The organism is Stutzerimonas sp. CXK-1 (genome assembly GCF_057738225.1).
In genome coordinates, this window is sequence record NZ_CM173217.1 from 3,210,731 (window position 1) to 3,222,532 (window position 11,802).

The 11,802-nt window shown below is 60.2% G+C and carries 15 protein-coding genes and 1 other RNA gene; 5 read left to right on the forward strand and 11 right to left on the reverse strand.

The window, feature by feature from the left end; translation table 11 throughout:
- Positions 1-193: 193 nt before the first annotated feature.
- Together rnpB and rsmI are read right to left on the reverse strand one after the other, a co-directional pair.
- An RNA gene (gene rnpB / locus AC0KXH_RS15285) (RNase P RNA component class A) lies at positions 194-553 on the reverse strand.
- A 52-nt stretch (positions 554-605) separates the two neighbouring features.
- Positions 606-1,469, reverse strand: coding sequence for a 16S rRNA (cytidine(1402)-2'-O)-methyltransferase (rsmI, locus tag AC0KXH_RS15290; RefSeq protein WP_200290971.1), 864 nt, complete (start codon positions 1,467-1,469; stop codon positions 606-608).
- Between the two features lie 178 nt (positions 1,470-1,647).
- On the opposite strand from rsmI, the gene AC0KXH_RS15295 reads away from it, so the two are divergent.
- From AC0KXH_RS15295 to AC0KXH_RS15310, 4 genes are all read left to right on the forward strand, one after another.
- The gene (locus AC0KXH_RS15295; RefSeq protein WP_488223647.1) at positions 1,648-3,468 is read left to right on the forward strand and encodes a penicillin-binding protein activator; all 1,821 of its coding nucleotides are present in this window, start codon (positions 1,648-1,650) and stop codon (positions 3,466-3,468) included.
- Complete coding sequence (locus AC0KXH_RS15300) at positions 3,465-3,827, forward strand: YraN family protein (protein WP_312380410.1); 363 nt, start codon at positions 3,465-3,467, stop codon at positions 3,825-3,827. Before AC0KXH_RS15295 ends, AC0KXH_RS15300 begins: the two co-directional genes overlap by 4 nt.
- Positions 3,828-3,890: 63 nt before the next feature.
- Positions 3,891-4,484: a phosphoheptose isomerase gene (locus AC0KXH_RS15305; protein WP_041104019.1), complete on the forward strand. Its 594-nt coding sequence runs from the start codon at positions 3,891-3,893 to the stop codon at positions 4,482-4,484.
- A complete protein-coding gene (locus AC0KXH_RS15310; RefSeq protein WP_041104017.1) occupies positions 4,481-5,059 on the forward strand; it encodes a BON domain-containing protein in 579 nt (192 codons plus the stop codon). The genes AC0KXH_RS15305 and AC0KXH_RS15310 overlap by 4 nt, the downstream gene beginning before the upstream one ends.
- Before the next feature lie 33 nt (positions 5,060-5,092).
- Here the strand turns inward: AC0KXH_RS15310 and AC0KXH_RS15315 are convergent, their stop codons facing one another.
- The 7 genes from AC0KXH_RS15315 to rplM all read right to left on the reverse strand — a co-directional run bounded on the left by AC0KXH_RS15315 (position 5,093) and on the right by rplM (position 9,921).
- Positions 5,093-5,503, reverse strand: coding sequence for a ClpXP protease specificity-enhancing factor (locus tag AC0KXH_RS15315; RefSeq protein ID WP_041104015.1), 411 nt, complete (start codon positions 5,501-5,503; stop codon positions 5,093-5,095).
- A gap of 12 nt (positions 5,504-5,515) precedes the next feature.
- Entirely contained in the window at positions 5,516-6,133 is a 618-nt protein-coding gene (locus AC0KXH_RS15320; protein ID WP_488223648.1) for a glutathione S-transferase N-terminal domain-containing protein, read from the reverse strand.
- Between the two features lie 85 nt (positions 6,134-6,218).
- Positions 6,219-7,028, reverse strand: a complete 810-nt coding sequence (locus AC0KXH_RS15325) for a cytochrome c1 (protein ID WP_041104011.1) — start codon at positions 7,026-7,028, stop codon at positions 6,219-6,221.
- Positions 7,028-8,239 (reverse strand): cytochrome b, encoded by a 1,212-nt coding sequence (locus AC0KXH_RS15330; protein WP_041104009.1) that lies wholly within the window; start codon positions 8,237-8,239, stop codon positions 7,028-7,030. The genes AC0KXH_RS15325 and AC0KXH_RS15330 overlap by 1 nt, the downstream gene beginning before the upstream one ends.
- Positions 8,239-8,832 (reverse strand): ubiquinol-cytochrome c reductase iron-sulfur subunit, encoded by a 594-nt coding sequence (gene petA / locus AC0KXH_RS15335; protein WP_041104007.1) that lies wholly within the window; start codon positions 8,830-8,832, stop codon positions 8,239-8,241. The genes AC0KXH_RS15330 and petA overlap by 1 nt, the downstream gene beginning before the upstream one ends.
- 253 nt (positions 8,833-9,085) lie before the next feature.
- Positions 9,086-9,478: a 30S ribosomal protein S9 gene (gene rpsI, locus AC0KXH_RS15340; protein WP_041104005.1), complete on the reverse strand. Its 393-nt coding sequence runs from the start codon at positions 9,476-9,478 to the stop codon at positions 9,086-9,088.
- A 14-nt stretch (positions 9,479-9,492) separates the two neighbouring features.
- Positions 9,493-9,921, reverse strand: a complete 429-nt coding sequence (rplM, locus tag AC0KXH_RS15345; RefSeq protein WP_488223649.1) for a 50S ribosomal protein L13 — start codon at positions 9,919-9,921, stop codon at positions 9,493-9,495.
- Between the two features lie 366 nt (positions 9,922-10,287).
- On the opposite strand from rplM, the gene AC0KXH_RS15350 reads away from it, so the two are divergent.
- Positions 10,288-10,998, forward strand: coding sequence for an energy-coupling factor ABC transporter permease (locus AC0KXH_RS15350; RefSeq protein WP_043221692.1), 711 nt, complete (start codon positions 10,288-10,290; stop codon positions 10,996-10,998).
- Here AC0KXH_RS15350 and yacG read toward each other — a convergent pair.
- On the reverse strand, positions 10,992-11,189 hold the full coding sequence (gene yacG, locus AC0KXH_RS15355; protein WP_074519929.1) for a DNA gyrase inhibitor YacG: 198 nt from the start codon (positions 11,187-11,189) through the stop codon (positions 10,992-10,994). The genes AC0KXH_RS15350 and yacG overlap by 7 nt on opposite strands.
- The gene (gene coaE / locus AC0KXH_RS15360) at positions 11,186-11,794 is read right to left on the reverse strand and encodes a dephospho-CoA kinase (protein WP_061337683.1); all 609 of its coding nucleotides are present in this window, start codon (positions 11,792-11,794) and stop codon (positions 11,186-11,188) included. Before coaE ends, yacG begins: the two co-directional genes overlap by 4 nt.
- Positions 11,795-11,802 lie beyond the last annotated feature (8 nt).

An 11,802-nucleotide genomic window follows, 5' to 3' on the forward strand; every position in this document is an offset into this window, starting at 1 on the left:
AAGGCACGCCTAGCGGGAAAAAGCCTTACGGAGCGGCAATTTAGGAATGATCAGGAAGAAACAACGGAAAACTGACGAGCGCAGGAAACTATTAAGCAGAGCAGGAGAGCCATCTTGGCCGTCAAACTTAAAGTGCTTTATTAAGAGCAAGAACTTTTGGCAATGTCTGAGCGACTGGATAGAGCGGAAAGAGGGGGAGAGTCGATCTGTAAGCCGGGTTCTGTCGAGGACAGTCATTCCTCTACGACAGCCATCGCTGACTGCCTCTAGCAACCTACCCGGACCCAGCGCGGGCCACGCCGAAGGGTCCCTATTTGGTCTTGCTCCAAGTGGGGTTTACCTTGCCACGGACTGTTGCCAGCCGTGCGGTGCGCTCTTACCGCACCTTTTCACCCTTACCGGCGCCGAAGCGCTTAGGCGGTTGTTTTCTGTGGCACTTTCCGTAGGCTCACGCCTCCCAGGCGTTACCTGGCACTTCGCCCTATGGAGCCCGGACTTTCCTCCCCTTCCAGCTACCGCAGCAGCTCGAAGCAGCGACTGTCCGATCGACTCTCCGCCGCGCAGGGTACTCGCCGATGCCAGGCATCGCAAGCACGCCGCTGCGTTCATTTGCGTTCGAGCGCCAGCTGATAGAGCAGATTCTTGCGCACGCCTGTAATTTCCGCGGCCAGCGCGGCCGCCCGCTTGACCGGCAGCTCGCCAAGCAACAGATCGAGTACACGCAAGGTCTGCGCATCGACTGCCTCGTCACCCTCCGGCGCCTCCCAGCCACCAACAACCAACACGCACTCGCCGCGCTGTTGATTGGGGTCGGCCTGAACCCAATCCCGCAGCTCGCCCAGCGCAAGCCCCTTGAGCGTCTCATAGGTCTTGGTCAGCTCGCGCGCCAGCACAGCCGGGCGCGCCTCACCGAAAATCTCGGCCAGATCGCTGAGGCAGTCGAGCAACCGGTGCGGCGCCTCATAAAGGATGAGCGTGCGCGGCTCCTCCTGCAGTAGCTGCAGCCGAGCACGTCGAGCGGCACTTTTGGCAGGCAGAAAGCCCTCGAACACAAAGCGATCGGAGGCAAGGCCGGCGGCAGACAGCGCTGCAATCAAGGCACAAGCTCCTGGCACAGGCACGACCCGAAAACCCGCAGCGCGCGCAGCCCGCACCAAGCGGAAACCGGGATCGGAAATCAGCGGCGTGCCGGCATCGGATATCAGCGCAACATCCTTGCCATCACCGAGCACCCCCAGAAAGCGACCTTCTTCGCTACGCTCGTTATGCTCGTGACAGGCTGCCAGCGGGGTACCGATACCGAAGTGAGCCATTAGGCGAGCCGAGTGGCGGGTATCCTCGGCGGCGATCAGTGACACCTCACGAAGAATTCGCAGCGCGCGGGCGCTGATGTCCTCGAGATTACCGATCGGCGTAGCGACTACGTAGAGCGTCCCACCTGAGGAATTTGCCGTCTCGCTGACAGTCACAGCCTTACCTCGATCACAAAAACTGGCATTGTAGCCCGATCAGCCGCCGCAGCGTCGCCGCCAGGCCGGTGCTTGGGTACAATCGGTCGCAGTCACGCCCCATCCGTTCGCATCGGACCGGCGCATCGCCTGCCCAAACGATTTCGACTGACCTTGCCACTGCCTCAGGAACGACCAAATGCTGGCCTGTCTTCGCTCAATCCTAATCATCAGCCTGGCGATCCTTGTCGCCGCGTGCGCCGGGTCGCGCGCACCTGCATTGGGCGAACTGCCGCGCACACCACAGGCCACTACACAGCAACTGCTCGAGCAGGCCAAGCAGAGCGACGCGGAACAGGCTGCCGCTCTGCGACTGGCCGCGGCAGACCAGAGCCTCAAGCAAGGCAATTTCGCGCAAGCGCGGAGCATCTTGCAGCTGATCCCAATCGACTCACTGACGCCGGCACAACAAATGTTCGCCAGCACCCTGCTGGCCGAGGTCGAGTTGGCGGCCGGCAACTCGGACAAAGCATTGCAGGCCCTCAACCACCCGGCCTTCGCTCGCCTCGGCGAATTGCCGGTGGAACAGCAGGTGCGCAGCCAGACCGCCCGCGCCCAGGCCCTTGAAGGACAAGGGCAGCTCTTGGCCGCCGCTCGCGAGCGCGTATTCATCGCCCCGTTGCTCAGCGGCACGGCCGGCCAGGAAAACCACGAACACATCTGGACCCTCGTGGCGGAAATTCCACAGGACGAGCTGCGCCAAGCCACCGAAGCCGACCAGGATCTGGCCGGCTGGTTGTCATTGGCCGCCGCAGTGAAGCAAGCCGGCATGATCAGCCAGCAGCAGCGAGCGATCGACGACTGGATCGCCACCCATCCACAGCACCCCGCCGCCAAACAGCTACCCACTTCACTAGTGAAGCTGCTTGAACTGGCCGACCAGCCCCTAACCCGCATCGCCTTGCTGCTACCGATGCAGGGGCCGCTGACCAACGTATCCCAGGCACTGCGCGACGGCTTTCTTGCCGCTCATCTGCAAGCCCGCCAGGCCGGCCAGCCCGAGCTGAAAATCGACCTCTACGACAGTACAGCGCAACCGTCACTCGACAGCTTTTACCAGCAGGCCCTGGCCAAGGGCACACAACTGGTGATCGGCCCGCTGGAAAAGGATCTGGTCCGTCAACTGGCAAGCCGCAGCAGCCTGCCAATCACCACCCTCGCCCTGAACTACAGCGAAGCCGATCAGCAAATGCCCCCTCAGCTTTTCCAGTTTGGCCTTGCAGCCGAAGACGAAGCACGGGAAGCGGCCGATCGCGCCTGGGCCGACGGCCATCGTCGCGCCATCGCACTAGCGCCTCGCGGGGAGTGGGGGGCACGCGTACTGAACGCATTCAACAAGCGCTGGCAATCGCTCGGCGGCACGACCGTAGCCGCGGAGCCGCTGGCCGAACCGGTCCAGCTCGCCAATCAGATCGCCGACCTGCTACAGCTTCGGGCCAGCGAGTCACGCGCTCAGCGCCTGCAAAACAGTACCAACCAGGCCGTCGCCGCCGAACCCTCCCGTCGCCAGGACGTCGACTTCATATTCCTGGCCGCAACGCCTCAGCAAGCACAGCAGGTCCGCCCCACGCTGATATTCCAGTACGCGGGGGATCTGCCCGTCTATGCGACCTCGCACGTCCACTCGGCAACCCTCAATCGCACCCAGTATCTCGACCTAGAGGGCATTCAGTTTGCCGAGACCCCGTGGCTCCTGGAGCCCGAGCAGCCATTGCGCCAGCAAGTCGAACAACAGTGGCCGCAGGCCGCAGGTAGCCTTGGCCGGCTCTACGCGATGGGCGCAGACGCCTATCTCCTGGCTCCGCGCCTGGGGCAGCTGGTAGCGATTCCAGACACTCGCCTTGATGGTTTGTCCGGCTATCTTTCACTCGGTGATCAGCAACGCATCGAGCGCGCGCTCCCCTGGGCGCGCTTCCGTGACGGACAGGTCGAGCGCCTGCCGGAGACGGCCCGACCATGATTGACCGCCGGAGCAGCGGACGCTCCGCGGAGGCACTAGCCTGCCACCATCTGCGTGGCAAGGGCCTGCGGCTGCTGGCACAGAACTGGCTGTGCCGCAGCGGCGAGCTCGATCTGGTCATGCTTGAGGGCGATACAGTAGTATTCGTCGAAGTTCGCTATAGACGACATACCGCCTGGGGCGGCGCGATCGAAAGCGTAGACGCGAGAAAGCGACAGAAGCTGGTCCGTGCGGCACAGCACTTCCTTCTCCAAGAGCCGCGCTGGGCAGCGCACCCTTGTCGCTTCGATGTGGTCGCCATAGGCCCGGAAGGCAGTCATGCCTCGCTAAACTGGATCCGCAACGCCTTCGACTGCTAGCGTTTTCAGCCCCCTCCGCCAACCATACGACACCCCGCTCGCCCGATACCCAAGGTTGATCCGATGGATATGCAAACTCGAATTCTCCAGCTCTTTCAAGCCAGCATCGAAACCAAGCAACAAGCCATGGCAGTCCTTGCGCCAGTCATCGAGCAAGCCGGGCAGGTGATGGTCAATGCGCTACTCAGCGAAGGCAAGATCCTCACCTGCGGCAACGGCGGTTCGGCTGGCGACGCTCAGCACTTCTCCTCCGAGCTGCTCAACCGCTTCGAGCGGGAGCGCCCTAGCCTCCCGGCTATTGCGTTGACTACCGACAGCTCGACACTGACCTCGATCGCCAACGATTACAGCTACAACGAGGTTTTTTCCAAGCAGATCCGTGCACTGGGCCAGCCCGGCGACGTGTTGCTCGCCATCTCTACCAGCGGCAACTCGGCGAACGTGATCCAAGCAATCCAGGCTGCCCACGACCGGGAAATGGTGGTGGTAGCCCTTACCGGCCGAGACGGCGGCGGCATGGCCTCACTTCTGCTACCTGAAGATGTGGAGATCCGGGTGCCGGCAAAGGTGACGGCACGGATCCAGGAAGTACACCTGCTCACCATCCACTGCCTGTGCGACCTGATCGACAACCAACTGTTCGGGAGTGAGGAATGACCCCCCTTCTGCTTCGCGCGCTCGCCACGACGCTGTGCTTGACGCTTGCCGGCTGCAGCTCGGTGCTGACAGCCGCACGTGACGAACCGATAGCCGATAACCGCGGAACGCGCACGATCGGCAGCACGATCGATGACTCGCTGATCGAGACCAAGGCAGCGGTAAACATTGCCAAAGCCCACCCGGATCTCGATCAGAGCTCACATATCGTTGTCGCCAGCTATAACGGCGTCGTTCTGCTCGCAGGCCAGACTCCACGCAACGACCTGAAGCAGATGGCCGAGCAGGCTGCATCCTCGGTGCAACGGGTCAAGCGCGTGCATAACGAGCTTCAGGTTCTACAGCCGTCATCGGCGCTCGCCCGCAGCCATGACACATGGCTGACGACCAAGATCAAAACCCAGATGCTCGCTGACAACACCGTGCCCGGCTCACGTATCAAGGTGATCACTGAAAACGGGATCGTCTACCTATTAGGCCTGGTGACTCGCCAAGAGGGCGCACGTGCCACGTCGCTGGTCCAAGGCGTCGCCGGTGTGCAACGCATCGTCAAACTGTTCGAATACATCGACTGAAGGCGGCGGCAGCACTGCCAGCCGCCGCAAATCTCACTTGACGACTTTCAGGCTCGGCCGCCCTGTCGGCCGGGCAGCTCCGTCATCCTTGGCATCAGCCACTTTGTCGCCACCATCATCATCCTCTGGTGGCGTCGGCTCGATCTCGAAAACCATCCCCTGTCCGTTTTCGCGCGCATAGATCGCCATCACCGCGGCGAACGGAATGATCAGCGAGTGCGACACGCCACCAAAACGCCCCTCGAAGGTCAGGGCGTCATTACCCATCTGCAGCTGACGTACAGCACTGGGGGACACGTTCAGCACGATCTGACCATCCTTGACGAAGCCGGCGGGCACCACCACGCCCGGCACATCCGCATCGACCAATAGATGCGGAGTGCAATCGTTGTCGACAATCCATTGATGGAGCGCACGCACCAGATAGGGGCGACTTGAATTCATTGGCTGCCTCTCTTAGCGCATGCTGCGCTCAACCTCGGATAGACTCACCTGGAAGGCCGGCCGGCCAAAGCCCTGCTCCATGTATTCCAGAAGCGGCCTGGCCTGTCGCGGCAGTTCGATGTTCAGTTTGGGCAATCGCCACAGCAAGGGCAACAAACAACAGTCCAGCAGACTGAGCTCATCGCTCATGAAAAATGGCTTTTCCGCGAAGACAGGCGAAACGCCGATCAGGCTCTCGCGCAACACCTTTCTCGACGCACTACGCTCAGCCTCCGGCGTACGCGAATCCAGGACAATATCTGCAAGTGCAGCCCAATCCTTCTGAATTCGATGCAGGAGTAGGCGGGTATTGGCTCGTGCTACTGGATAAGCAGGTAACAGTGCCGGATGAGGGTATCGCTCTTCCAGATACTCAAGGATGACGCCCGACTCGTAGAGCACGAGATCACGATCGACGAAGGTTGGCACGCTCGAGTACGGATTGATTTCCGCCAACTGGGCCGGGCAATCGCACGGCGACACGTTCACGACCTCGACACCGATGCCTTTCTCCGCCAGAACCAGGCGGACGCGGTGAGAATAGTGATCGCTAGGATCGGAATAGCAGATCAACCGATTGGCAGCAGCCATCGCCTCTCTCCCGTATTTCGATGACCAAAAAAACACGCGCGCCCATGAGGGCGCGCGCTTAGGTACCGCTTGCGACGGATCGACGTCAGTGTACGTCTTTCCAGTACTCTCGCTTGAGCAGGTAAGCGAAGACGAAGAACACCACAAGGAACAGCAGGACGTAAGTCCCGATGCGCTGGCTCTCCAACTTCACCGGATTGGCCGAGTAAGCCAGGAATGTCACGAGATTCTTGATCTTCTCGTTGTACTCGGCCTCGCTCAGCGCCCCGGTGCCGGGCACGACGGTCAGCTGGCTGCAATCTTCGTGGGTGATCGGCGTACCCGTGAGCGGATCGAACTGCTTGCGACCATCCTCGGTAACCTGCACCTGCTTGCACGCAACACTTTCCCCTTCGGGCAAGTGGGCGGGCAGGACCTGACGCCCCTGCAGCGGCGCCAACACATGCGGCATACCCACATTGGGGAAAACCGTATTGTTCACGCCATAGGGACGAGCAGGATCCTCGTAGAAGCTCCGCAGATAGGTGTACAGCCAGTCGTTACCACGCACGCGCGCGACCAGGGTCAGATCCGGCGGTGCCGCACCGAACCACCCCTTGGCGTCCTCGGGCTTCATGCCGATCTTCATGTGGTCGCCGATCTTCGCGTCAGTGAAGACGACGTTCTTCAGCATTACCTCTTCCGGAATGCCGAGGTCCTTGGCAACACGCTCGTAGCGCTGGTACTGCGCACTGTGGCAGCCCATGCAGTAGTTGCTGAACGTGCGCAAACCATCCTGCATAGCAGCCTTATCGGTCAGATCGATCTCGACCTTGTCCAAGTGGGCTTCGGTACCGGCAGCAAACGCAAAGGCCGGCACCAGCGCAAGAATCAATGCAGCAAATTGCTTTTTCATCAGCCAGCCACCCTTTGCGGAACTACTTTGGTCTTCTCGAGCTTGGTATAGAACGGCATCAGGATGAAGTACGCGAAGTAGATGACCGTACAGATCCGCGCCAGCAGAGTGCGCTCAGGCGTCGGAGACAGAACGCCAAGCACGCCGAGAATGAGGAAGGAGATGCAGAACGCCAGCAGCGCGATCTTGCTCATCCACCCCTTGAATTTCATCGACTTGACCGGGCTACGGTCGAGCCAGGGCAGCACGAACAGCACAGCGATCGCAGCACCCATGGCAATCACGCCCAGCAGCTTGTCCGGAACGGCGCGCAGGATCGCGTAGAACGGAGTGAAGTACCAGACAGGCGCAATGTGAGCCGGGGTCTTGAATGCGTTGGCCACTTCGAAGTTCGGCTTCTCCAGGAAATAGCCGCCCATCTCAGGGAAGAAGAACACGATGGCGCAGAAGACGAACAGGAACACCACCACGCCAACGATGTCTTTCACCGTGTAGTAAGGATGGAAAGGAATGCCATCGAGCGGCACGCCGTTTTCGTCCTTGGTCTTCTTGATGTCGACACCGAGCGGGTTGTTGGAACCCACTTCATGCAGGGCCAGGATATGCAGCACAACCAGGCCAAGAATCACGATCGGCAGAGCGATGACATGCAGTGCGAAGAAGCGGTTCAGCGTGATACCGGAGATCAGATAATCGCCGCGGATCCACTGGGTCAGGTCATCACCGATGACCGGAATCGCCCCGAACAGGGAAATAATTACCTGTGCACCCCAGTAGGACATCTGCCCCCAAGGCAGCAGGTAGCCCATGAAGGCCTCGGCCATCAGCGCCAGGTAAATCATCATGCCGAAGATCCAGACCAACTCACGCGGCTTCTGGTAGGAGCCGTAGAGCAGACCGCGGAACATGTGCAGATAGACAACGACAAAGAAGGCCGAAGCCCCGGTCGAGTGCAGATAACGGATGATCCATCCGTACTCCACGTCACGCATGATGTATTCGACAGACGCGAAGGCGCCTTCGGCACTGGGCTCGAAGCTCATCGTCAGCCAGATGCCGGTAAGGATCTGATTGACCAGTACAAGCAGGGCCAGGGAGCCGAAGAAATACAGAACATTGAAGTTCTTCGGGGCGTAGTACTTGGACAGATGGTCTTCCCACATCTTCGTGGCGGGGAAGCGGGCATCAACCCATTCCATGAACTTGCTCATCAGGCTTTCTCCTGGTCCACACCGATAATGATGACGCTATCGGTCTCGTACGAGTGCGGGGGCACGGGCAGGTTCAGGGGCGCAGGCTGAGCCTTGTAAACACGGCCGGCCATGTCGTACTTCGAGCCATGGCAGGGGCAGAAGTACCCACCCAGCCAGTCCGGCCCCAGATCAGGCGGTGCGACTTCTGGCCGGAACGACGGGGAACACCCGAGGTGGGTGCACAGACCGATTACCACGAGCAGCTCCGGCTTGATGGAGCGCACCTGAGGGTTGACATACTCAGGCTGCACCGAAGCCTTGGAATCAGGATCCGCAACCTGGGGAGCCACCTTTTCGAGATTCTGGAGAACCTCGTCCGTGCGGCGCACGATAAATACCGGCTGACCGCGCCATTCGGCCACCATCTGCTGGCCAGGCTCAATCTTGCTGACATTTACCTTTACCGGTGCACCGGCTGCCTTGGCCTTGGCACTCGGGAACCACGATCCCACGAACGGGACCGCGGCACCCACCGCTCCTGCAGCACCCACCACCGAAGTGGCGGCCACAAGGAAGCGACGCCGGCCAGCATTCACGCCGTCATTGCTCATTCAGTCGTCTCCCATCAGCTTCTTATGACCTGCTGGACGCAGGCAGTACTACGTAAATTTGGGCCGCGAAAAATTCGCCAAATGTTAAAGAAAACCCCCGACGATGACAAGGTAATAGCCTGTGACAAACAGACCTACGAGCCAGCAAAACCGGGGCCTCCAGCACGCGACACGCTGTCGCAGCAACACTTTTCGAGCAGCTAAAAAAAACGCCCAGATCCTTGCGGAGCTGGGCGTTTCTGATAAGCGTTCGTTAACGCTTGGAGTACTGCGGACGCTTACGCGCCTTACGCAGACCCACTTTCTTACGCTCGACCTCACGAGCATCGCGAGTCACGTAACCCGCCTTACGCAGCGGGCTGCGCAGGGACTCGTCGTACTCGATCAGCGCACGGGTAATACCATGGCGAATCGCACCCGCCTGACCGCTAACGCCGCCACCCAGAACGGTGACGTAGACGTCGAACTTGGCAGTGGTATCGGTCAGCTCCAGCGGCTGACGCACAACCATGCGCGCGGTCTCACGGCCGAAAAAGTTATCCAGCTCGCGATTGTTGATGGAAATCTTGCCAGTGCCCGGACGCAGGAAAACGCGCGCGGTTGCAGTCTTGCGACGGCCAGTGCCGTAATTTTGAGTCGCCGACATAATGAACTATCCCGTTAAATCTTCAGTTCTTGGGGCTGCTGAGCGGAGTGCGGATGCGCGGCACCCTTGTACACCTTCAGCTTGCGATACATGTCGCGACCCAGCGGATTCTTCGGCAGCATGCCCTTGACCGCAGTCTCGATCACACGCTCAGGGGCCTTGGCGATCAGCTTCTCGAAGTTGATCGACTTGATGCCGCCCGGAAAACCGGAGTGGGAGTAGTACATCTTGTCGAATGCCTTGGCACCGGTGACACGGACCTGCTCAGCATTGATCACGACGATGTAGTCGCCAGTATCAACGTGAGGAGTGTACTCGGGCTTGTGCTTGCCACGCAGACGGCTGGCGATTTCGGTTGCCAGACGACCCAGGGTCTGGCCGGCAGCGTCGACGACAAACCAGTCGCGCTTGACGGTTTCCGGTTTAGCAGTAAAAGTCTTCATTCGTTATAGCCTCAGGGGCCGCCCTGAAAAATAAGACGGCGGATATTACTGAATGGTGCTTACCCTGGCAAGCCAGGGACAGCCGGAACCAGACGCTATCGGGGGCTCGGGTCAGCGCGTCCGCCACGGCAGTGGTATCGGTAGGCTAGGCATCCCTACCAAGTTGCCGACAGGCTAGGCATCCCCTATCGACAGGCCGGCGAATTATCCGGATTAATCGCAAAATAGCAACCCGCTTAGCCTGCAGATACCGCGAAATCTTTGGCTTTCAACCGGGCTTGAACAACGCACCCGCACCCGAAACAATTTCGGCCGCCTTTCATCAGTCTTTTCGCTACGCTTGCCATCACTCAGGAGAGCTATGCCTTGATCGCTGCACAATTGCTCGCTCCGAGCACTCTCCTCGCTGGCGGATTGCTCTATTTCGCAGCCCTGTGCTGGGCAGCTTTGCGCACCCCCTGGGTGGAGCTGTTCAGCGACACGCGCCGCCAGCACCTGGTATTCGGCACCATGCTGGCGATCTTCCTGCTATGGCTGGTTCGAAGGGATTTCGAATCAGGCCTGTCGTTTCATTTCATTGGACTGACAGCCGCCACCTTGCTGCTCGACTGGCCGCTGGCAATGCTGGCCGCGTTCGCCGCACAACTGGGCCTGGTTGCGACAGGACATCAGCAGCTGACAGCGCTAGGAATTAACGGGGTACTGCTGGTACTCATCCCGATCCTGGTCACCGAAGGCTGCGCCATTCTTGTCGAACGAGCCCAGCCGAAGAACCTGTTCGTCTATATTTTCTGCTCTGGCTTCTTTCCCGCGGCACTCGCAGCGCTGCTTTGCATCCTGGCGTCGCTCGCGCTACTCCTCGTGGATGGTAGATACCCGATGCCGCCCTGGCTGAATGACTTTGCCGGTTACATATGGCTGGTGATGTTTCCCGAAGCCTTCATCAATGGCACAGCCGTCACGGCGCTCGTGGTGTTCTGCCCCGACTGGCTGGAAACCTTCAATCGCACCCGATACCTGCAGGCGCCCTGGCGCAGCGATGAGCACAAGGACGACCCATCCCCACCAGATCAATGAACACTGGGTGGCACATCCTCGGAAAGCAGGTCGTCTTCGCTCAGATTTCCCGGAATCACATGCTCCTCAGCAGCCCAGGCACCTAGATCTATCAGCTTGCAGCGATCCGAGCAAAAGGGGCGATAACGGCTCTGCGCCTCCCACTGCACCGGCACACCACAGGTCGGGCAGGCTACAGTCCTAGCATTCATTCTCCAGCTCCTCGCAACTGCAGATAACGATCGTGCAACCGGTCAACCTCCTGACGCAGCCATGACAGGTCTCGGTCATTTACCAGCACATCATTGGCATGACGGAGACGATCTTCGCGCCGCGCCTGAGCGGCCAGGATGGCTCGCACCTGATCCTCGGAAACCTGATCGCGGGCCAGCACCCGCTGAAGCTGCAGGTCTTCTGGCACATCTATCACCAGCACGCGATCAACCTGCTCATGCTGCCTCGACTCGACCAGCAAAGGGGACACCAACACTGCGTAAGGTGACTCAGCCCGTGACAGGCTAGCCCAGATTTCCTGACGAATCAGCGGATGCAGCAGGCGCTCCAACCAGCGCCGATCTTCCACGGAAGTAAATATCCGCTCGCGCAGCGCAGCACGATTCAACTCACCGGACGATGCAAGGATCGGCACCCCAAATCGATCGACGATCTGCGCCAGCGCCGCGCCCCCCGGCTCGACCACCGATCGAGCCACCTGGTCGGCATCGACCACATGCACGCCCAACTCGGCGAAGCGCTCCGCGGCAGCGCTTTTGCCACTACCTATTCCGCCGGTAAGACCAAGGACCCAAGGCTTCACCGATTCAC